The sequence below is a fragment of the Nostoc cf. commune SO-36 genome, from assembly GCF_023734775.1.
In the GTDB taxonomy this organism is placed as follows: Bacteria; Cyanobacteriota; Cyanobacteriia; order Cyanobacteriales; family Nostocaceae; genus Nostoc; species Nostoc commune_A.
The window spans coordinates 6,147,513-6,169,704 of record NZ_AP025732.1 but is presented as its reverse complement, the minus strand read 5'-3'; the positions used below and the strand labels follow the sequence as shown (position 1 = coordinate 6,169,704).

19 protein-coding genes and 2 pseudogenes are annotated in these 22,192 nt (G+C 41.4%); 11 read left to right on the top strand and 10 right to left on the bottom strand.

Translation table 11 applies throughout. From position 1 onward, the window contains the following. Positions 1–79 precede the first annotated feature (79 nt). Entirely contained in the window at positions 80–1,432 is a 1,353-nt protein-coding gene (gene tftA, locus ANSO36C_RS27875; RefSeq protein ID WP_251957405.1) for a hormogonium tapered terminus morphoprotein TftA, read from the bottom strand. A 141-nt stretch (positions 1,433–1,573) separates the two neighbouring features. Here tftA and dnaG point away from each other — a divergent pair, with 141 nt between their 5' ends. Further along, positions 1,574–3,529, top strand: a complete 1,956-nt coding sequence (gene dnaG / locus ANSO36C_RS27870) for a DNA primase (RefSeq protein ID WP_251957404.1) — start codon at positions 1,574–1,576, stop codon at positions 3,527–3,529. Between the two features lie 9 nt (positions 3,530–3,538). Here the strand turns inward: dnaG and ANSO36C_RS27865 are convergent, their stop codons facing one another. Together ANSO36C_RS27865 and ANSO36C_RS27860 are read right to left on the bottom strand one after the other, a co-directional pair. Continuing rightward, positions 3,539–4,165 carry a YdcF family protein gene (locus ANSO36C_RS27865; protein WP_251957403.1) on the bottom strand — a complete coding sequence of 209 codons (627 nt, stop codon included), beginning with the start codon at positions 4,163–4,165 and terminating at the stop codon, positions 3,539–3,541. Positions 4,166–4,280: 115 nt separating this feature from the next. Then, the gene (locus ANSO36C_RS27860) at positions 4,281–5,621 is read right to left on the bottom strand and encodes a DEAD/DEAH box helicase (RefSeq protein WP_251957402.1); all 1,341 of its coding nucleotides are present in this window, start codon (positions 5,619–5,621) and stop codon (positions 4,281–4,283) included. Positions 5,622–5,829: 208 nt separating this feature from the next. On the opposite strand from ANSO36C_RS27860, the gene infC reads away from it, so the two are divergent. Then, entirely contained in the window at positions 5,830–6,345 is a 516-nt protein-coding gene (infC, locus tag ANSO36C_RS27855) for a translation initiation factor IF-3 (RefSeq protein WP_251957401.1), read from the top strand. Between the two features lie 487 nt (positions 6,346–6,832). On the opposite strand, the gene ANSO36C_RS35195 is transcribed toward infC, so the two are convergent. Next, positions 6,833–6,934: a helix-turn-helix domain-containing protein gene (locus ANSO36C_RS35195; protein ID WP_410174732.1), complete on the bottom strand. Its 102-nt coding sequence runs from the start codon at positions 6,932–6,934 to the stop codon at positions 6,833–6,835. Between the two features lie 400 nt (positions 6,935–7,334). Between ANSO36C_RS35195 and ANSO36C_RS27850 the strand changes: the two genes are divergently transcribed. Continuing rightward, complete coding sequence (locus ANSO36C_RS27850; protein WP_251957400.1) at positions 7,335–7,493, top strand: hypothetical protein; 159 nt, start codon at positions 7,335–7,337, stop codon at positions 7,491–7,493. Positions 7,494–7,693: 200 nt separating this feature from the next. After that, positions 7,694–8,938, top strand: coding sequence for an RNA-guided endonuclease InsQ/TnpB family protein (locus ANSO36C_RS27845; protein ID WP_251957399.1), 1,245 nt, complete (start codon positions 7,694–7,696; stop codon positions 8,936–8,938). Between the two features lie 35 nt (positions 8,939–8,973). Here ANSO36C_RS27845 and ANSO36C_RS27840 read toward each other — a convergent pair whose 3' ends face one another. Continuing rightward, positions 8,974–9,588, bottom strand: a complete 615-nt coding sequence (locus tag ANSO36C_RS27840) for a TetR/AcrR family transcriptional regulator (RefSeq protein ID WP_251957398.1) — start codon at positions 9,586–9,588, stop codon at positions 8,974–8,976. Positions 9,589–9,885: 297 nt separating this feature from the next. Between ANSO36C_RS27840 and ANSO36C_RS27835 the strand changes: the two genes are divergently transcribed. The 4 genes and pseudogenes from ANSO36C_RS27835 to ANSO36C_RS27820 all read left to right on the top strand — a co-directional run bounded on the left by ANSO36C_RS27835 (position 9,886) and on the right by ANSO36C_RS27820 (position 13,737). Further along, the gene (locus ANSO36C_RS27835; RefSeq protein ID WP_251957397.1) at positions 9,886–11,193 is read left to right on the top strand and encodes an HlyD family efflux transporter periplasmic adaptor subunit; all 1,308 of its coding nucleotides are present in this window, start codon (positions 9,886–9,888) and stop codon (positions 11,191–11,193) included. Positions 11,194–11,326: 133 nt separating this feature from the next. Continuing rightward, positions 11,327–12,503, top strand: a pseudogene (gene devC / locus ANSO36C_RS27830) (ABC transporter permease DevC). A gap of 88 nt (positions 12,504–12,591) precedes the next feature. After that, the gene (locus ANSO36C_RS27825; protein WP_251957396.1) at positions 12,592–13,302 is read left to right on the top strand and encodes a DevA family ABC transporter ATP-binding protein; all 711 of its coding nucleotides are present in this window, start codon (positions 12,592–12,594) and stop codon (positions 13,300–13,302) included. Between the two features lie 36 nt (positions 13,303–13,338). Next, positions 13,339–13,737: a nuclease A inhibitor family protein gene (locus ANSO36C_RS27820; RefSeq protein ID WP_251957395.1), complete on the top strand. Its 399-nt coding sequence runs from the start codon at positions 13,339–13,341 to the stop codon at positions 13,735–13,737. 103 nt (positions 13,738–13,840) lie between these two features. On the opposite strand, the gene ANSO36C_RS27815 is transcribed toward ANSO36C_RS27820, so the two are convergent. Next, positions 13,841–14,674, bottom strand: a complete 834-nt coding sequence (locus tag ANSO36C_RS27815) for a DNA/RNA non-specific endonuclease (RefSeq protein WP_251957394.1) — start codon at positions 14,672–14,674, stop codon at positions 13,841–13,843. Between the two features lie 392 nt (positions 14,675–15,066). Here ANSO36C_RS27815 and ANSO36C_RS27810 point away from each other — a divergent pair, with 392 nt between their 5' ends. The 3 genes and pseudogenes from ANSO36C_RS27810 to ANSO36C_RS27800 all read left to right on the top strand — a co-directional run bounded on the left by ANSO36C_RS27810 (position 15,067) and on the right by ANSO36C_RS27800 (position 18,345). Then, entirely contained in the window at positions 15,067–16,263 is a 1,197-nt protein-coding gene (locus ANSO36C_RS27810; RefSeq protein WP_251960460.1) for an ABC exporter membrane fusion protein, read from the top strand. Between the two features lie 88 nt (positions 16,264–16,351). Continuing rightward, positions 16,352–17,526, top strand: a pseudogene (gene devC, locus ANSO36C_RS27805) (ABC transporter permease DevC). Between the two features lie 81 nt (positions 17,527–17,607). Next, positions 17,608–18,345, top strand: coding sequence for a DevA family ABC transporter ATP-binding protein (locus ANSO36C_RS27800; RefSeq protein WP_251957393.1), 738 nt, complete (start codon positions 17,608–17,610; stop codon positions 18,343–18,345). A 413-nt stretch (positions 18,346–18,758) separates the two neighbouring features. On the opposite strand, the gene ANSO36C_RS27795 is transcribed toward ANSO36C_RS27800, so the two are convergent. From ANSO36C_RS27795 to ANSO36C_RS27780, 4 genes are all read right to left on the bottom strand, one after another. Next, entirely contained in the window at positions 18,759–19,433 is a 675-nt protein-coding gene (locus ANSO36C_RS27795) for a DUF642 domain-containing protein (RefSeq protein WP_251957392.1), read from the bottom strand. A gap of 263 nt (positions 19,434–19,696) precedes the next feature. Then, entirely contained in the window at positions 19,697–20,272 is a 576-nt protein-coding gene (locus tag ANSO36C_RS27790) for a DUF642 domain-containing protein (RefSeq protein WP_251957391.1), read from the bottom strand. 62 nt (positions 20,273–20,334) lie between these two features. Next, complete coding sequence (modA, locus tag ANSO36C_RS27785; RefSeq protein ID WP_251957390.1) at positions 20,335–21,141, bottom strand: molybdate ABC transporter substrate-binding protein; 807 nt, start codon at positions 21,139–21,141, stop codon at positions 20,335–20,337. A 942-nt stretch (positions 21,142–22,083) separates the two neighbouring features. Continuing rightward, the gene (locus ANSO36C_RS27780; protein ID WP_251960459.1) at positions 22,084–22,164 is read right to left on the bottom strand and encodes a transposase family protein; all 81 of its coding nucleotides are present in this window, start codon (positions 22,162–22,164) and stop codon (positions 22,084–22,086) included. Positions 22,165–22,192 lie beyond the last annotated feature (28 nt).

Genomic DNA, 22,192 nt, shown 5'->3' with positions numbered 1-22,192 from the left:
TCTCAAGCAATGCTAACTGCTCTAATAACTCACGTAGTGACAATACAGGGATTGATGAACTGGAAAACTCTTGCGTAACTCAAAGAAGTCCTGCTGATTCATATAATCGTTTGAGCATTGCTGAAATTTTTGTACCATAATCCAAATCTGCTGACCACCGCCCTGATAGCTGTTCAATTAATGGCGCAATCCCGCGTGTGACAAAGCGAAATCTTGGATCTACTACTTCTTGTACCAAAGGTTCTAAACTAGCGTAAGCTTTTAAATGTTGAATGTGTGCCCTCACTCCAATTCTGGCACTTGGAAAAGACGCAGCCTCAGAACCGCCACCGATCGCACCTAAGCCTGCAAAGTTATTTTGCTCAGGTCTAATATCACTACCAAACCGTAAAAATCCAGTTTCTACACACATTTGGCAAAAGGAAATATCATAGTTCACTCCTTCTATACCTGCTTCTTCCCGATAAAGTTTGGGAATATCAGGGAAATTTACCAAAGCATTTTCATTATTATTTTTCAAGAATAATTGTAACTGTAATTCGGATGTGTTACCGTTCGACATCACCCGCGAAAACTCACCAGGGCAAACCACCAAATTCGATCGCAAGCTAACAGTACGCGTTGCAGCATCCCAAGTGACTGCAACATTAAAATCTCGCAGTTCGATCGCTTTCACATAAACTACTTTGCGATAGGTAATTCGATTGACATTAGCCGTTTTGGAAAGGTCAATCCGTAAACGGTCTACTAAATCAATGGGAATGTAAGCATTACCATTAACTAAAACTCCTTGCTCTGAGTAATTTTGTCCATTAATATTAATATTAATTGGCGGATAATTTGCTTCCACTGGAGTTCCAGGAGTGGGGTCAATGACACGACTCCAAGTCACTAATCCGTCGGCAATTCCCAAAGCAAAATCACGACGACGACTTTGCAGCAAAGTCCGATCTTCTGGATTGGTAAGAAACCCTACTTCCATCACCAAAGCTGGAAGCGTTGTCTGGCGGCAGAATGCTAAACTGCCTAATCCACTATTTGTATCTGGCTTGGCTCCCCGATTTGGTAATTGGGGTACGCGACGCAACAACCCCACTAATAGTTGTTCAGCATTACTCTTGCGATCGCTATTATTAGCAATGTAAAATACACCCGCCCCGCGCACAGAAGGGCTATTAGCCGCATTAGATTCAATTTCTAGGGCAACATCACCCCGGCGGGCACGAGAATTGATCCAGGTGATAGTTTGGGCGGCGCTCAAGTCATCAGGAATTGCCAAAATTTCCACATTCCGCGCCCTTAGTTCTGTGACAATCAAATCGCGCAGCAGAATCATTTCTTTAGCTTCAGTTGTACCACCTGCGATCGCACCTGGATCGATTCCTCTGGCTTCTCTGCCTCCATGAGCCGCTGATATAAAAATACGTCCCATTTTAAGTATTTCCTCTGATAAAATTAAGTGTAAGCAATTGTATACATCAATCTTGGTCTAGCAACAAGAATATAATAGCTATCAGTTGGGAAACGCACGGCAGTGTTAACTACCAACCCATGAATTAATAAATAGACTAGAATGCAAATCCCCCGCTTGCACCCAGACACAATTGAGGAAGTTAAACTACGGGCTGATATTGTAGATGTCGTCTCGGAATACGTAGTTTTACGCAAACGTGGAAAGGATTTTGTCGGTTTGTGCCCCTTCCATGATGAGAAATCTCCCAGTTTCACCGTCAGCCAGACCAAGCAAATGTACTATTGCTTTGGCTGTCAAGCTGGGGGAAATGCCATTAAGTTCGTCATGGAGTTGGGAAAGCGCTCTTTTGCTGATGTGGTGCTGGATTTAGCACGGCGTTACCAAGTACCTGTGCAAACTCTAGAACCCGAACAACGCCAAGAATTACAGCGTCAGCTATCTTTACGTGAGCAGTTGTACGAAGTTCTGGCAACGTCCGCCCAGTTTTATCAACATGCCCTCAGACAATCCCAAGGGCAAAAGGCACTTGAATATTTGCAATCTAACCGCCAACTCAAAGAAGAAACTATACAGCAATTTGGTTTAGGTTACGCCCCCGCAGGTTGGGAAACTCTCTATCGTTATCTAGTGGAAGATAAACGTTTGCCCGTGCAGATACTAGAAAAAGCGGGATTGATTAAGCCACGCAAGGAAGGAGGCGGTTATTATGATGTATTCCGCGATCGCTTAATGATTCCCATCCGCGATGTCCAAGGACGCGTCATTGCCTTTGGTGGTAGAACTCTGACTGATGAACAGCCTAAGTATCTGAATTCACCAGAAACCGAACTTTTTAGTAAAGGTAAAACATTATTTGCCCTCGATCAAGCCAAGGGTGGAATTTCTCAACTTGATCAAGCTGTGGTGGTAGAGGGATATTTTGATGCGATCGCTCTCCACGCTGCTGGTATTAATAACGCTGTCGCCTCTTTAGGCACTGCTTTAAGCTTAGAGCAAGTCCGGTTAATATTACGCTACACCGAATCAAAACAATTAGTACTCAACTTTGATGCTGATAAAGCCGGAACCAATGCGGCAGAACGGGCAATCGGTGAAATTGCCGAACTAGCATACAAAGGCGAAGTTCAGCTAAAGGTTCTCAATTTACCTGATGGCAAAGATGCTGATGAATACTTGCATAGTCACACCCCAGAAGATTATGCAGAACTGCTAAAAAATGCCCCACTTTGGCTAGACTGGCAGATTCAGCAAATTATTCAAGACCGTGACTTAAAGCAAGCTACTGATTTTCAACAAGTAACTCAGCAAATAGTCAAATTACTTAAAAATATCGCTAACAGCGATACACGCAACTATTACGTTTCCTACTGTGCAGAAATACTCAGCTTGGGAGATACCAGACTTATACCCCTACGAGTCGAAAATCTGCTAAATCAAATTGCTCCCCCTGCGGCTACATACTCTAAACCCGTATCAGCGAAGAAAGCATGGGGAAGTAGCAAATCCCCACTCCCCACTCCCCACTCCCCACTTCCCACCGAACGGAGTCTTTTAGAACATGCAGAGGCGTTATTATTGCGAATTTACTTGCATTGCCCCGAACAGCGTCAATTGATTATTGCCGAACTAGAGGAGAGAGATTTGCAATTTAGCCTTTCCCACCACCGATTTTTATGGCAGCAGATTTTAGAAATTTCATCCGGTGATGAAGAAACGAAAAATTTTGTGTCTCTACCAAATTTAATTTCCCGCCTGCAAGACCAGTTCTTAGAATTTGGCAGCGAGATGGCATTAATTGCCCATTTATTTCATGTGGATGAAAAAAACCAGAAAGAAATACTTCGGACTCCGCAAGTGGTTCAAGCTGCGATCGCTTGCATGGATTTGGTGATGCTGGAAAAACGCTATCGTCACTTTTTGGAACTATGGCAACAAACTGATCCAGAAGCTGAACCAGAGCGTTATCAATCCTATTATCAGGCATTCTACGCTGAAAAAATCAAGCTGCAACAAATAGACCGACAACGGTTATTTTCCATCACAGAGTTATTGTAGTTTCGGAAGCTAGATTTTAAACACTAAATAGACAAAGTAAAAATAAGTTTCTCGGCTTAAAAACTCTATCTGACTGTGAAAACTGCGATAGCGGGTAGTAGGTGTGGGAGACGAATGTGCATCCATTCCTAAACCTCGCGCCATTAATACGGCTCGCTTCAGATGCAATGGATCGCTAACAATAAGAAACTTAGTTAATTGGTGAGCATTCGCTACTTCCAAAGCATTTTTGAGGTTTTGGTGAGTTGTGCGAGATTGAGTTTCAGTGAAAATGTCAGCAGCTTTTACCTGTTGCGCGATCGCATAATTTTTTCCAACTATAGCTTCAGCTGGTTCATTACTTTCGCCAACTCCGCCAGTAAAAATAATCGTCTTAACAGATCCATTTTTATATAAGTTAATGGCGTGATTGATTCGCTCTCTGAAAACAGGAGATGTTCTTGTCCCCAAACTGCGGCTCCTAAAAACAATTGCTGCATCTGCCTTGATATTATTAGTACTGCTGCCATACAAGTAAATACTTAAGGCTGTAGATGCGATCGCCAGCAACAAGGCAGATATCAAAGCCAATGTAACCAAAATTAACCATTTTTTGGGAATTTTGTAATTGACATGGGGCGTTGTGCTATTTTTCATTTCTTAGTTTCAATATCTAAGCTAAGTGCGTAAGTCCTAAGAGCCACATTGCTATTAGGACTTATATTATGTCCACTTAGGGGCGTTGCTGAAAGAGTAACGCTTAAGACGAAGATTAGCGATCGCGTTTCGCAGAACGGCGTGATGCAGACGAACGAGCGCCAGGTTTATCGCCATTAATGGCGGGTGGTGCTGCTTTACGTTTAGCCGATGTCTGTGGTAAAGGTTTAGGAGTCCGAGCCGGACGCTTATCACCTCCGGGTTTGACTCTGTGTTGCCGTCCATTTGGGATTGGTTCGGCATTGGTATCGGAGTTGGGTGCAAAACCAGCTACCACTTCCCTTGGCAAGCGCTGCTCAATTAGTATTTCAATATCTTTCAATAGAGGGTATTCATCAACGGACACCAACGATAAGGCTTCACCTGATGCCCCAGCACGACCAGTACGCCCAATGCGATGAACATAATCTTCTGGTACATTGGGCAGATCGAAGTTGACTACATGGGGCAGTTCACTGATGTCAAGACCTCTAGCAGCAATATCTGTCGCTACTAATACCTGTAAAGTGCCATTCTTGAACTTTGCCAAAGCATGGGTACGCGCTGGCTGGCTCTTATTACCGTGGATTGCCAATGCTTGAATGCGGTCTTCGCCCAACTGCTTAACCAAACGGTCAGCACCGTACTTAGTGCGAGTGAACACTAGCACTTGATACCAATTATCTCGCCGAATCAGGTGGGCCAGTAATTGGCGTTTCTTGTCACGGTCTACCTGATAAATTTTTTGTGCGATCGTGTCGGCGGTAACGTTGCGGCGTGCGACCTCAATCATTGTTGGGTGATTGAGCAGTCCGGCAGCCAGTGCCTTAATTTTGTCCGAAAAAGTAGCGAAGAATAGCAAATTTTGCCGCTTTTTGGGTAGAAGTGAGAGGATACGGCGGATATCATTAATAAAGCCCATATCCAGCATCCGGTCTGCTTCATCTAGCACCAGAACTTCAATATGCGATAGGTTGACTGTGCCCTGCTGTACGTGGTCTAGCAGCCGCCCTGGAGTAGCGACCAGAATATCCACTCGACCCTTCAAACGTTGTTTTTGCAGATTAATGCTGACTCCACCAAACATCACCATTGAGTTTAGCTGCAAGTATTTGCCGTACTCGCGCACGCTTTCTTCTACCTGTGCGGCTAGTTCACGAGTTGGGGTGAGAATCAGCGCCCTGATTTGTGGATATCCATTAGATGTACCTTTGCTTTTGTCGGACGACAACCGATGCAAGAGTGGCAGGGTAAAACTAGCGGTCTTACCAGTGCCAGTTTGTGCCCCAGCTAGCAAATCGCTACCTGACAAAACGGCAGGAATCGCCTGCATCTGAATTGGCGTGGGTTCGGTGTATCCTCGTTCGGTAACGGCACGGATAATTTCATTGGACAAGCCGAGAGTAGAAAAAGACATAAGACTCCAAAAATAACATCGGCCTGTCGCCAATGGCGGCGTCAGTCTTAGGCGGACGAATAAAAATTATTGAAAAGCTGGATGGGCAGTAGCGCAAAGACTGAGAGCGAGTGCCACAGTGCTTAATTCTAGCAGATTGCCATCCATTGTGTAGTTAAAGTTGCTCTGATTCAGTGTTGTGTTAAATTGGCATTATCGGCAAAGTAAAGTGTTAAAGAATTGGGAGAAATTCATTATCGCAATCCAAAAGCAACTGATTAATTCACAAATCAAGTCCCCTAGCGTCTTCTTAATTGACCATGAGAATAATAATCGTGGTCTGATCGACACCAATGAGGCGCTACAGCTAGCTGAAAGCTTAGAGCTTGACTTAGTTGTAGTCTCTCAAGGCAAAGACGCTCCTATCGCGAAGATTCTCAACTATGGGAAGCTTCAGTACCAAAAGAAAAAACGTCAAAGCCAGAGTGCTAGACCCACGGTAAAGGAAGTTCGCTTCGGTCTAAACGTGGGCGTCGCTGATTACAATCTACGCATTGAAAAAGCAGTTCAGTGGTTGAGTAAAGGCGATTCAGTGAAGTTTGCCATCCGTTTACGGGGCCGAGAACATCAATATCGTGACCAAGCAGGAGAACTGCTAGACCGAATTGCAAATGATCTCAGTCAAGTAGGTAAAATCCAGTCGCTGGATAAACGCGCACTAATTGTTCAAGTCATTCCTGCCTAATTAATCTGGCGATCGCTAGAGTATATATTTATGGCAGTTTGTAAAGAACGAAAAAAGCCGGAGGCAACATTGTAGCTTCTATGGAAAAAACTTAACGTTCTGCCCACAGAAGACACCAATGGGTTTTTTCAGTGTGCATCCAGTCGCGTCTGCACAGACGTACACTGGAGATAAAAATGGAACCTTAAACCAGTGGGGGATGCAATAACCCCAAGTGCTGGGACATTCAAACATCCCAGATACTTTCTACGAATATTCATAGAACCAACCCATCTCTGTGGAACTTAAAGCCGCACTAACACTTAAAGGTGCGGCTTTTGTGTTTATGTTGTTGACTGCAAGATAGACTAAGTACAGCTTTGCTTAATGTGACGTGAAATCGGTGGTTAGAAACCGCGTCTACACAAATAAAACCCACCTCCGTGGGTTTCAAAACTTTGATGTTGGGATTTGACAGAGGCACGGGGGATTGGAAATTTCCTTCATTTTATCGCCAGTTAGAAAATCGTTCCACAATATCCTTTACTGTCTTATAACTTAAATGAAACTGCTGGGCGATCTGGCGACTAGAATAACCTTCTCTGCTCATTGTTAAGACTAGAAAGGCATACTTGTCTAATTGTTTTAAATCATCCATTTAATTTTTAGACCTTTTGTATAGGGTTGGATAAAAATTTGTATGATTCTAGATGGAACAATTATTGTAAAACAAGCTCTTACAGTCATTATTCGTAATTTTTTTTGAGTTATGAGAAAGCCTCAAGTTTGTGAATAAATTAGAGAGATGACCGTGGTTAGAGCATATCTAGAAAAATTACTCTTTTTGCCCAATTTATTCTTCTACCTGGTGAAAAAGCTAAGGTAGATAAAGTATGCTTTAATGTTAAGTTGGCTAGCAATAAGGAATACAAACGGATACAGCCCCATGACTGTGAGCCTTTTGGGGCTGCTATAACTGTAGCTTGTGTAGTGATGTTAACGTCAAAGCTTTGCCTTGTCTCCCCCAAGAGCAAGCCTACGGTGTACACACAAGTCGTGAAATCCCACCTGACACTTGGTTTCGTCCTCTAGCAATAGGATTGTGCGATCGCTCTGAAGGTCTGTCATTGCGAACGCGAGTGCGTCTCGTAGACAAGCAATCGCTTTAACCACGGGATTATGTGATTACTTCTCTACGAGACGCACTCGCGTTCGCTCCGTTATCACTGCGCTCGTAATGACAATTTAAGGGGCTTATAACGCCTGAAACCCTTTCAGATAGTACTTGTGTGTACACCGTAGTAAGAGCAAGCGGGGAGGGGTTCTTTTATTATGGGTAATTTGGCAAAGATGATCTCAATCAATCAAGGTGATATCTGGCCTTCTGACAGCATTAGCCATGAAAGCTAGGTATCAATATCGTTTCTATCCGACAGACCAACAGCAACAGAGTTTGCGATCATTGTTTGGTTGCGTTCGCGTTGTGTGGAACGATGCCCTGGCTATTTGTAAACAATCGGAAAAATTGCCAAGTAACAACGACTTGCAAAAATTGGTAATTACCCAAGCAAAGAAAACTGTTGAGCGACAATGGTTATCTGAAGTTTCTAATATTCCATTGCAACAGTCGGTTGCTGATTTAGGCATTGCATACAAAAACTTTTTTGATTCGTTTAAAGGTAAGCGAAAAGGTAAAAAAGTAGGTAGACCAAAATTTAAAAAGAAAACTAATCAACAATCAGCACGATTCAGAATTGGTGGTTTTTCTTTTCAGGGGGAACAAGTTTATTTAACCAAGATTGGTAACGTTAGCCCTATTTGGTCAAGAGTTTTACCCTCTGCCCCTAGTTCTGTTACGGTAATCAAAGATTGTGCTAATCGTTATTTTCTCAGCTTTGTAGTAGAGATTGAACCTGTTTGTATTGATGCTAAACACATAAGCATTGGTATAGACTTGGGTATCAAAACCTTTGCTGTAATGTCAGATGGAACAAAAGCCGAAAGTCCTAAGTATTCAACTTTAGACAGGAAAATTCGTAAACTTCAGAAAAAACTAGCACGTCAACCTAAAGAATCGAAACGTAGAAACACAACTCGCATTAAAATCGCAAAACTGCACAACAGAATGGCGGATACCCGCAAAGACTTCTTGCATAAGTTATCTACCAAGATTGTTAGCGAAAACCAAGCTATTGTTTTGGAAGATTTAAATGTGTCAGGAATGGTTAAAAATCGCAAGCTTTCAAGAGCTATCAGCCTCCAGGGGTGGAGAGAATTTAGGACGCTATGCGAGGGCAAGTCTGAGAAATTTAATCGCGTTTTTCGTGTTATGAGTCGATGGGAACCAACAAGTCAAGTTTGTTCTGAGTGTGGCTACAAATGGGGGAAGCTTGATTTAAAAGTTCGGTCTGTTCAATGCTTGAGTTGTGGAACTGAACACGACCGAGACGAGAACGCCGCCAAAAATATAAGAGACCTCGCCGTTAACGGCGGGGACTATAAAGTCGGGATAGGGCATTGCCACGACTCTAAACGGACGCAGAGACGGGATAAGACTACTCCGGTAGCACCTGTCAACGAAGCGTCAAGAATCACCTCGCCTTCAGGCAGGTGAGTATGTCAACGAACAAGCGCTGGGAAACAGCCAATCTAATCGGCGCATTTATTGATTAGGTGTGTCAAGGCATCAATCAGGCGATCGCTTTCCATTGGTATAATGTCCTCTCCATGCATTACATTTTGAGTAATATGAAAATGCACCAATGCTCCTATGAGAATTCTCGCTGTTGCCTCTGGGTCAGGTATCTTTAATTCAGGAGCCGCTAAGTATTGAGTTAGAGTTTCCGCTACTGGCTTAATCATCGCCCGAACACAAATTTGAGCTAACTCAGGAAAACGCCCAGATTCCCCTATTAGTACTCGCATAAATGCGCTATGTTCTTTGTCGTTAATCATCTGCTCTAATGCTTTGGTTGCTACCTGGTGGAGTATAGCGCCTGGTTCTCCCTCAATAGGTTCTGTGCCAAAAATGGAGTTGTTTTTTTTGCTTGCCAGTTGCTCTAACAGTACTTTAAAAAGTCCTTCTTTATCTTGAAAGTGGCTGTAGACTGTCGCTTTAGAAACACCTGCTGCTACCGCTACCCGATCCATACTTGTGCCAGCATAGCCATGTTGAAGGAATTCTTGCATTGCTCCTTGCAGAATTTGCTCCACTTTATCAACGGAATTGTCTCGATCCACTTCGCCAGCTTTGATGCGTACCATTTATTAATTATCCTTTCTTATAAACAATATTAATAGATGCTGCAAAATGCCCCGGTAGAATATGGCGAAAATAAATAGAGGGGTGGAGGGGATAGGGGGAGCCACTTCTCTTACCCTGCGGGAAGCTGACGCAACAGTTGAGATATTTAACCTTTGCTACTTCTGCAATAACTGCCTTCCTCGATAAAGCTAAAAAGAGTTTAGTTGTATCTTCTTGACTAAACTAGTCCGTTTAGTTTAGCATAAACTGAACTGAACAGTTTAGTACAGGTTGCTACTGGTGGTAAGGGGGAATCTATGAGGGAAAACAGGACTTCAGAGGGTTTAAGCTCTTCTCAGAATCTTTTGCGATCGCCTCTTATACTTGCAATAATTGGCTCTCTAGCCATAGGTGGAATCAGTGTTTATGCGGTGATGAAGCTTCAGGCTACAGCTAGTGAAAAGCAAAAAGTACCCGTAGCCGTTCAGCCTGTAGTAAAAACAGTAACAGCATTAGGGCGGTTGGAACCAAAGGGAGAGGTAATAAAACTGTCAGCGCCTTCTTCTAATGAAGGAAATCGGGTAGACCAACTATTGGTGAAAGAAAGCGATCGCGTCAAAGCTGGGCAGATAGTTGCGATTATGGACAACCGCGATCGCCTACAAGCTAGTTTGATTGAAGCACAAAAACAAGTTCAAGTTGCCAGAACCCGCCTTAATCAGGTAAAAGCTGGAGCTAAACAGGGAGAAATTGGAGCGCGTCAAGCTACCGTGAATCGTTTGCAAGTAGAACTAGAAGGAAACATTAAAACTCAGCAAGCCACAATCAATCGTATAGAAGCAGAACTCCTTGGGCAACAAGGGAGTTTGCAAGCAACAGTGGCTCGTGTAGCAGCCGAGAGACGTAATGCCGAAACTGACGTGCAGCGCTACGAAACTTTATATAAAGCAGGAGCAATTTCTAGCCAGGAAGTTGATAGCAGACGCTTAAGCGCCGAAACTTCCACTCAAGCCTTAATTGAAAGCCAAGCGACTCAGACAAGAACTATAGCTACCCTACAACAGCAGCTTAACGAAGCAAAAGCTAACCAGAATCAAACCCTCGCCAGCTTGCAACAGCAGATTAACGAAGCAAAAGCTAACCTAAATCAAACTGCTGAAGTCCGTCCAACAGATATAGCAAATGCACAAGCAGAGGTAGACAGCGCTCAAGCTACCGTAGATAAAATTAGAGCAGAACTGGCGCAGGCTTATGTTGTGGCTCCTAAAGCCGGTCGAATTTTGGAGATTAATACACGAGCCGGAGAAACTGTTGGCAATGAAGGAATTGTGGCTTTAGGTCAAACCGACCAGATGTATGCAGTAGTAGAAGTCTACCAAAGTGATATCAAGAAAGTGCGTCCCGGACAGGATGTGCGGGTAAGCAGTGATTCCCTACGCAATGAATTAGAGGGAAGAGTGGATTGGATTGGTATGCAGGTAAAGCGGCAAAATCTGATCAACACTGACCCCTCTAGCAATATTGATGCCAGAGTTGTGGAAGTCCATGTGCAACTCAACAAACTATCCAGTCAAAATGCTTCTAGCCTAACTAATTTACAAGTTAAAGCGGTAATTGAAATTTAATTGGGCAATTCAATTTTAGATTTTGGATTGAGGATTTTAGATTGAAATTTAATCCAAAATCCAAAATCTAAAATCTAAAATCTAAAATTCTTACTCCCCACTCCCCTGCTCCCTCATCTCCCCACTCCCCACTATTATGAAATTAATCGAACAAGTGCGGCGGCGAACGCCTTTAGGATGGCTGCAACTGAGTCATGAAAAAGGCCGTCTTTTAGTGGCATTGTCAGGCATTGCTTTTGCCGATGTTCTGATGTTCATGCAGCTAGGATTTCAGAATGCGCTGTTTGAAAGTAACACAATCATACATCGCAGTATGCAGGCTGATATGTTTGTCATCAGTCCCAAAGCACGTAACCTAGCCAAATATGTCTAGCTTTACGCGGCGACGCCTGTATCAAGCAATGGATGTACCAGGTGTAAAATCGGCAGAAGGAATGTATATCAACATTGTTGATTGGAAAAATCCCCAAACACATCAGAAGACGACAATATTAGTTATGGGGTTCAATCCAGATCAGCAAGTGTTTAACTTAGCGGATGTGAATCGCCAGATTGATGATGTTAAGCTACCGGATACCGTTTTGTTCGATCGCGCCTCTAGAGGAGATTATAATGATGCGATCGCTAAAATAGAACAGGGTAAAACTGTCACAACCGAAATAGAACGCCGGACAATTACCATTAGCGGCTTATTTTCAATCGGAGCCTCCTTTATAGCCGATGGTACGTTAATCACTAACGACCAGAATTTTCTACGACTATTTCCCAGACGAGAAGCCAGTGGTGTCAGTGTCGGTTTGGTGCAACTGCAACCAGGCTACGACCCAAAGCAAATGAAAACAACTTTAGAAACTTATTTAGATGATGATGTTAAAGTTTTAACCAAAGCAGAATTTATCGAATTTGAAATAAATTACTGGAAAACGAATACTGCTATCGGGTTTATCTTCAGCCTGGGTGTAGCAATGGGGTTTATGGTAGGCGTGATTATCGTCTATCAAGTTCTTTCTACAGATGTGAATTCTCATATTAAAGAATACGCCACTTTCAAAGCAATGGGGTATAACAATCTTTATTTATTAGGTGTGGTGTTTGAAGAGGCGATAATTTTGGCAATTTTGGGTTTTATTCCCGGTGCGATCGCACCTCTAGGACTTTATCATTTAACTCGTAATGCCACCAATTTACCACTTTATATGACCGTAGGACGGGCCTTAACGGTATTAACTCTAACTATGATTATGTGTGTAATTTCTGGTGCGATCGCTACTCGTAAATTACAGTCTGCCGACCCCGCAGATATGTTTTAGAAAATGGGCATTGGGCATTGGGCATTGGGCATAAAGATACTTACCCAATTCCTAATCTAAAATTTAAAATCTAAAATCTAAAATTGGTATGCCTGCTGTAATCTCTGTTAGAAATCTCGACCACTATTTTGGTAATGGTCAACTCCGCAAGCAAGTTCTTTTTGATATCAACCTGGATATTAACGCCGGTGAAATTATTATTATGACTGGGCCTTCTGGTTCTGGTAAAACTACACTTCTCACCTTAGTCGGCGGTTTACGTTCTGCCCAATCTGGTAGTTTGCAGATATTGGAACAAGAACTGTGTGGCGCTAACAAAGGCCAACTTACCCAAGCGCGACGCAATAACGGTTATATTTTCCAAGCACATAACTTGCACGGTAGCCTGACAGTACTCCAGAACGTCAGAATGGGCTTGGAAGTACATAATAATATTTCCCCGGCAGAAATGAAAGCCCGGTCAGCGCAAATGTTAGAGGAGGTAGGATTAGGGCATCGCCTGAATTATTATCCTGATGATTTATCTGGGGGACAAAAACAACGAGTTGCGATCGCTCGTGCATTGGTTAGTCGTCCTAAAATTGTCTTAGCAGATGAACCTACCGCCGCCCTTGACAGTAAATCGGGACGAGATGTGGTCAACCTCATGCAACAATTAGCAAAAGAGCAACATTGTACCATTCTTTTAGTCACTCATGATAACCGTATTCTCGATATTGCCGATCGCATCGTCCACATGGAAGATGGCAAGTTAGTAAATGACGATACTGTTATTGCAGCAGTTAAAACGAGCGGGTGATGATACAGTATGAGCGGTATCAGAAATTAATGACTCATGAGTAACAAAATTACTGAAAAATTAAAACAGTCTTCTGCTGATTTATTAATGATGAGCGAGTCAGACTACCCTTTTGAGGTTTTTTTATGGACTGGTGAAGCGAACGGTCTGACAACTCAAAAACTACTCCAGTTAACAAATCATCCCCAAGACTCACCGATTGAGGAAGTGGCTTTAGATTATTTATTTCGGAATTGTGCCTATGAACAAGAGTGGCATGACGAAGAACAGAAACAAAATGTTAAAAAATTTCAAACACTTGTCCAGATTCTTAAAGATAACCTCAATGAAATTAAAGTTTATCGGATCGGTACGATAGATATTGATGTTTATATTGTTGGCAAAACTCCATCTGGAGATTTAGCAGGTATTTCTACTAAAGTTGTGGAAACTTAGTAGCTAATTCGTAATTAATTTATAGATTAACTCAATCTCTGGATTGAAATTAACAAACTTATTAATTACGAATTATATTAAATCTTGTGTAGTTTTGATTTATCTACAAATTATCAACTCTAGATTCAATCACAGATTGAACAGATGTTGACACATTCGATAATAAATTTAAGCCTGTTTTAACTTCAATTGAGTCAACAGAAACTCGATATATTTTCCAATCGTTATTTCTTATGCCTTGAATGTTAGGCATATCAACACTAATAACCCGCGTGCTAGTCGTAACCCCAGATTCTGGGTTAAATATAATAGTTTTCCAAACCCTAGTCGGAACTTGAACATTGCCATTAGCAATTGTATATTTTGTGCCATTCGATCCAGTTCCACCAATGCCGTAAGTGCCAGAAATAATACATAGTTCATTCCCTTGGCTCACTAAGCTTCTGGAGTAGTTTTCTAGTGAAGCCCATGGCCCCTGATTATTATCCGGTGACTGTGGCACGATATTCGTCATGAGAAAAGTTGCTGAGTTATCGGTTACTGTCTTTGTTCTGTCAGCAGAAGGTGTCATGTGTCCTCTATCAAACCCGCTACCAGAATAGTCAGAGCTACTTACCCGATACCACCCACTAGGGAGAGCAGTATCAGCACGGAAGTTGTCTTGTCTGGGTGTGGAACCTAGCCACGAGGAATTTAGCTGCCAAGACACCCAATTTGCAATCCCTTTATCGCGGCTGTAACTCAGCGCATATTGAGGTTTTACTAATAAATAGTTGTTTGGAGATGAGACATTTGTTGTTGCATTACTTGGATTGCCCACGCACAGATGCACACTTGATGATTGTGCTTTAGTTGGGCGTAAAGATCCAATCAAAGCTAGAGGTAGGGCTACAGCTACACAAGGCAACAGAAATTTAAAAAGCCTAGTTTTTTTCATGTGTTTAGTATTTAAATACACAATTAGTGTCTATGGCTTATGTCTCGGAGATCAAGTATTCAGGGATACAAAAAGTATAAAATTTGTAATCTGATTGTTGGCGCTGTTACAACCTGCAATTTGAAAACAGTCTACTATACCTGAGTACTTTCATAAAACAAAGGTAGTTTGCCAAGAACATAAATATCTCATTCAGCAAAGATATCTGTTGTTCTCCTCGCTAGCTAAATAACTTTATTTAAGTAAAATCTCAACAATTTCTAAATTATTCTATGGGCTTTTAAGTGATAAATCAACAATAACGGACTAAAGAAGTAAGAATTAGCAAATAAATACTGAGAAAAGCCTAATTTATTCTTTTTTCTGCGCCACTAGTTAAGAGGTAATCTATGGTGCGAAACTCAAAACTAGGGTACAGAATGTTCCCTAAGTCTATTCTGCGTCCAGCTGTTGCTATAGGTATAATTGCATCTTTATTGGTTGGCGGAATAAGTTTTTATATAGTAAAACGCTGGCAAAATTATGCAAATTCAGAGGCACAAATTCCAGCAAGACAATTGCCACCGTTAAAAACGGTAACAGCTTTAGGGCGGCTCGAACCAAAGGGAAAAGTAATAAAACTTTCTGCTGCGGTGTCTCCGGAAGGAAGCCGAGTAGAAAAGTTGTTGGTGAAGGAGGGAGATAGGGTAAAAGCAGGACAGGTAATTGCAATTTTGAACAGCCGCGATCGCCTGGAAGCAGCATTAAAAGAGGCACAGGAACAAGTGAAAGTAGCCCAGGCTAACCTAAACCGCACCCAAGCAGGTGCTAAACGCGGTGAAATTGCTGCCCAAAAAGCCGCGATCGCTCGCTTAGAAGCCGAACGTCAAGGTGATATTAATGCCCAAGTAGCGACAATTGAGCGATTCCAAGCTGAAGTGCGTAACGCCCAAGCAGAAAACGAACGCTATCAGCAGTTATATCAACAGGGGGCAATTTCCGCCTCCCAACGGGATAGCAAGCGTTTAAACTGGGAAACTGCCCAAAAAAGCTTGCAAGAAGCTCAAGCACAGTTAAATCGTATCCAATCAACAAGTCAACAACAGGTAAAAGAAGCGACAGCAAAACTAGATGAAATCGCTGAAGTGCGGGGAGTGGATGTAGCAGCTGTCCAAGCAGAAATCAATCGTGCCGTAGCAGCCATGAATTTGGCAAAAGCTAATTTAAAACAGGCTGAGGTGCGATCGCCTCAAAATGGACAGGTATTTGAGATCCATACCCATCCTGGAGAATTAGTATCAAATGATGGCATTGCAGATATTGGACAAACTAACCAGATGTATGTGATAGCCGAAGTCTACGAAAGCGACATCGGCAAAGTACATTCAGGGCAGCAAGTGCGAGTCTTTGGTGATTATCTCCCCATTGAATTGCAGGGAATCGTAGATCGCAAAGGCTTGCAAGTGCGACGGCAGAATGTTATCAACACAGATCCCGTAAGCAATATCGACAACAGAGTAGTAGAAGTTCATATCCGACTAGATGAAGCCTCCAGCCGAAAAGCTGCCACCTTAACCAATATGCAAGTTAAGGCGGTAATTGAATTGTGAAATTTGTCATTAGTCATTTGTCATTGGTTATTAATTCTTCTTCGTTACTCCCTTACTCCCTTGTCCCCTCATCCCCCCACTCCCCACTATGATGGGATTGCTCAAACAACTGCGACGACGAACCCCTTTAGGATGGCTGCAACTGAATCATGAAAAAAGCCGTCTTTTGGTGGCATTGTCAGGCATTGCCTTTGCGGATCTTTTAATGTTCATGCAGCTAGGTTTTCAAACTGCGCTGTATGACAGTAACACCAGACTACATCGTAGTTTGCAAGCAGACATTGTTTTAATGAGTCCCCAGGCTCGTAATTTGCCAAGCTTGTCTACATTTTCTCGTCGGCGACTTTACCAGGCAATGGATATACCAGGGGTAAAATCGGCGGAACCAATGTATTTCAACAACACAATTTGGAAGAATCCCCAAACACACCGTGAGGCGGGGGTGTTAGTTATCGGCTTTAACCCAGACAAGCCAGCGTTTGACTTACCGGATGTTAATCAGCAATTGCAAGCGATCAAAATGCCGGATACCGTTTTGTTTGACCGTGGTGCAAGAGGAGATTATCAAAAAGCGATCGCTCAAATTGACCAAGGTAAAACTCTAACCACCGAAATAGAACGGCGCACAATTACCATTAGTGGATTATTCAAAGTTGGTGCTTCCTTTGGTTCTGATGGCAACTTAATTACCAGCGATCAAAACTTTTTGCGGCTATTTCTGGGCGACAGTCCAGCAGTGTCAGTCTAGGTTTGATTGTTCTTAAACCAGGTTATGACCCGAAAAAAGTAGCAGCAATGCTCAAAGCCTACCTGAAAGATGATGTCAGAGTTTTAACCCACACTGAATTTATTGAATTTGAAAATAACTTTTGGAGAACAAATTCCCCAATTGGGTTTATTTTCAGTTTGGGTGTATCGATGGGTTTTGTGGTGGGGGTAATTATCGTCTATCAAGTCCTCTCCACTGATGTTAATGCCCATGTTCGAGAATACGCGACCTTCAAAGCAATGGGATATCGCAATTACTACTTGCTAGGTGTAGTGCTTGAAGAATCGTTGATATTGGCAGCGCTGGGCTTCTTCCCCGGATTGGGAGTGTCTTTAGCACTTTACCAACTGACTCGCACTGCCACAAATTTGCCTATGTACATGACTGCAATTCGCGCCTTGCAGGTATTGGTGCTAACTATCATTATGTGTACAATTTCTGGTGCGATCGCTACCCGCAAACTTCAAGCCACTGATCCTGCTGATATGTTTTAAATTTGTCATTTGTCATTGGTCATTTGCAAAGGACAAAGGACAAATGACCAATGACGAGCGTTACGAGTAATCGATCTATTTATGACTAGTCAATCCGTCATCTCCATCCAGAATCTCGACCATCATTTTGGTCACGGCTCACTCCGTAAACAAGTTTTATGTAACATTAACTTAGAGATTAACGCTGGTGAAATTATTCTCATGACCGGGCCTTCTGGTTCTGGAAAGACTACCTTGCTGACCTTAGTGGGTGGGTTGCGTTCTACCCAATCTGGTAGTTTGCGGGTGTTGGGACGAGAACTTTGTGGTGCTAGTGCTGAACAACTAATGCAGGCACGACGCCGTAATGGTTATATTTTCCAAGCACATAACTTGCATGGTAGTTTAACAGCACTCCAAAACGTCCAAATGGCTTTGGAATTGCACCAACATCTTGGGTTAAAAAAGATGCAAGCTAGGTCAGCCCAAATGTTAGAGCAGGTAGGATTAGGAAATCATTTGCATTACTATCCTGATAAACTGTCTGGAGGACAAAAACAAAGAGTAGCGATCGCTCGTGCTTTAGTCAGTCATCCTCAAATCATCCTCGCGGATGAACCCACCGCCGCCCTTGATAGCCAATCGGGACGAGATGTAGTCAATCTCATGCAAAAACTGGCAAAAGAACAACGCTGCACCATCTTGATGGTTACTCATGACAACCGTATCCTAGACATTGCCGATCGCATCGTTGACATGGAAGATGGCAAACTCAAGTCCAAAGTAATACTACTGTTTTGTATAACTATACTGTGGCAACTAGGGACAGCGATCGTCTAGCAATTACTAATATTTCTAAGATACAAGGTTGGGTTTGGGTGCATCCCAGTTTTTATTTAGCAACTAAAGAATAACCGTCATTGCGAGGAGGAACGACGAAGCAATCGCATAGTTTTTGTTCTTAGGATTTGTGTAAAAATAACCTGAACAATTTTTATGTGAAAGCTAGATACGCCAGGCTATTTCAAATAAATTTGTACAACTTATTTTTACATGATGCCTTAGTGCGAGATTTTGCGATTGCTTCACTCCACTTCGTTGCGTTCGCAATGACATTCAAAAAAATGGGATGCTCCCGTTGGGTTTCACTTTAGTGCAACCCAACAAAGGCTGAAAACGTTGGGTTTCGTTCTTGTTGAACTATCGGTTTAACTTTCTATTACTAGCTTTTAACAATTGTTTCAGGATTATTTTTAGCTAGCTATTCGCTTTCTTTTAAGCCAGATTCCCAATAAACCTGCAACTGCTGTTCCTCCAATAAACGATGGTTCAGGTACAGGTTTTACACTCACATTATCTAAGTATAAGAATGCATATCTATCTACATTCCCAAACTTTAATTCTGTAGATGATGCGTCTGCCGTGAAATTGAACTTATATGGCGTGTAGTGTTGGTAAGAAATATTTTTTTGATCAAAAATCTTTTTTCCACCTACAAATGTCTGAAATTGATTATCAAGATCAGGTGCTTCATCTATAGATGCTAAATAGTAACTAAGTTGGTATTCTACACCAGGTTCTGTAGAAAGCGTCTGTGATATGTAACTAAGGTCTAAAAATCCTCCAAGTGATAAGCCCTGATTACCACTTTGAGGAAAATTGCTAATTCTTATCCCTGATGTATCCATCGGATCACCATATTTAGTCCATCCTGTAATATTGGGGTTTGTAGTGTTAGGATTATTAGGATCAACAAGTGAGTCAAGTTCAAATCCTCCATTAAAAACAAGGTCTTCAGGATCTATAACAGAGTTGGGATCGTATTGTGCTTGCGCTACTGGAATATAAGTCCCAGTCATCACAGCAGCACTAGCTAAGGTAGTAGTAAAACTAAAAACAATAATTGAAAGTTTTTTAGTTAACTTCATGAAACTTGACTCCAAATTACGACAGTTAAAACAAGTTTGTAGTTCCATCCTGGCTCTAAGTAGTGTCAATAAAGTTGAACATTTGATTTTGGTTTATAAGAGTTAGCTATTGATATGAATAATGATTCATCTACTCAAAACAATCTCTCTTGGTAAACCGATAATGGAGTTCTTTAATCAAATGAATTTCAATGGCATTATAGACACTACAGACAGAGCCAGATATTACTCAGGCTTCAATTTGTTATAGCTTTTTCCTGATGTTAAGGTATAGATTTGACACTGACATTATCCAAAAACAAAAAGGAATTTTTGGCTATAGAACCAAATTTTATCTCTGTGGATTCTCCTTTCGCTTTGAAATATATGGTGTATTTCCTATAAGGTTGAAAAGGAGTATTATTACTAACAAAAACCTTCTTGCCACTGATAAAAACCTGAAATTTATTCTTCAGGTCAGGTGGCTCCTCTATAGATGCGAAATAGTAAATAAGTCGGTAGTTTTGACCCTTAACTGTAGGGATAGTCTGTGATATGTAGCTAATGTCTGAAAATCCACTCAGTGATAAACCTTGATTACCAGTGTTAGGAAAGTTACTGATTCTAATACCTGATGTATCCATCGGGTCGCCATCCTTAGTCCATCCTGTAACATTAGGATTTGGAGCGTTAGGATTATCAGGATCTACAAGATCGTCGTTTTCAAAGCTTCCGTTGATAATCAGTTCTTGTCCTTCTGCTTGTGCTACTGATTTGTAAGTGTTGGTAATTACAGCAGTATGAAGGATAGCAGTGGTTAAACTACAAACAATAATTGAGAGTTTTTTAGTGAACTTCACAAGACATGACTCCAAATAGTTCAAAATTCACGACAAGGATTACTTGATTTACTTTGTGGTGATTAAGGTAGGACAAACCCATAAGTGTTTTTGAAGATATTCTGGGCAGTACTACTACTTAAGTAGTTAGAAAAGCTCTGCGCTGTCGATAAAACTCTAGTTCTGGTGAGTATACCCAGTGGATAGACAATAGCCTCATTATCCGTTGTGAGAGCAGTATCTACAATTCTTACCTTCTTAGAAATAAGAGCATCAGTTCTGTAAACAAAACCTGCGTCAATAGTCTTGTTTACATTGCTAACTGCAAGAGTTTTGTTTTCAACAGCAGTTAAAACGTTACGCACATTGCTTGCACGGTACAATTTGGGACTGACAGTATTGAAAATACTTCGCTTAGTGAGAACTTGTTTGGCATAATCTCCTGCTGGTACAACTGGTGGAGTACCTGTATAGTCACCTATGGCAATGCCTCTAATATTGGCGTTGGTCAAACCATTGATGCTGTTGAGAGTAGCACTACCAGCATTAACAGGAGATGTTGTAGGGGTAATCAAAACTAGACGATTTTTGACAATGTTTTTACGGCTACCTGCAACCAACTTACTTGGACTCGAATTCTGCAAAACATCTATTTGGTCGTTGGCAGCAGAAATAAAAATATCTGCTGGAGCTCCTGCTTGTATCTGACTAAGCAAAGTACCAGAAGCACCAAAGGTATAAACAACGCTGATACCTGGGTTAGCGTTTTGGTACTGAGTCTTAATACTATTCAGCGCATTTGTTAAGCTGACAGCCGCATACACGTTAAGGGTGGTTGCAGATTTGGCTGGTGATAAATTGACAAACTGTAAGCCTATTACCAGTATCATGCTGGTAACTGCCGTCGTAATCCAAGCAAAAAATCTTCTTTTGTTCATAATTTGAGAAAAATGTTACCTAGGATTTGAGCATTCGCATAATCAATACTGAAAATAAACAACCCATCAGAATTGGTAGAAGCCTTTCTGATGGGTTGTTTATTCCCCAGCAGGATTACTTAAATGGAAAGTAAAAAGTATAGAACTCTGAAATATTACCAGTTTAATAGGTATTTACCAACAAAAATGGTAATAGAATCTTGACAAAAGCAATTGTTAAGGGAGAGCAATTAAACTGCTCCCTATAAAGAAATAGCCTAAAGTTGTTGCTATAACTGTCTTTTCAATGGACAAAGAGCAGAGATGATTGAATAAAGGACTATATATTTGCACAATGATATCTGCAATAAATACCAACTTTACGAGTAAAAATATAGAGAACTAAAATACTTGCTACCAACTAAGTGATAAATTTTAAAAAAAGTAAAAAGCGATGAACTTAACACCCAGTGATTTAGAACGCCACAACTTATCTACTTACTTAGCACTATTTGTAGCAAATATGACATTTTATGCTTTCGTCACAGCGATCGCTTCGCTTCCCTCTTGAAGTTGGAGATGCTCTATTGGTATTAATTACTTATAATTAAGCCCTGTCTTATTAAAGACCACCTTTAATAACAAATAATTCCTTACTTTTGAATAGCATCCTGTGGCTTAATTCGCATAAGGTATATAGTATATTTAAAATATCTATATGCTTAACTTTCTTAACTTTCCTAACTTTCTTAACTGTTTTATTAAATATATTCTTAAATGTCTTAACTAGTCTTGCGTTTTATTTAGAAAACTGGGATTATCTATCTGATATATCTACTGGATGATTAAAAATAAATTATGATCTTGCTTACAAAATAATATTTTTAACTAACAGTAGGATTGTAGTTTTAGCATCTAACGATGTGCGCGACTGTGGTGTAGGTCAAACAATAACCCTGCCACATCAAAGGTAGGATAACACTTGAAATAGAACAATATGAAAAATAGCCTGAAAAGTTTTTTT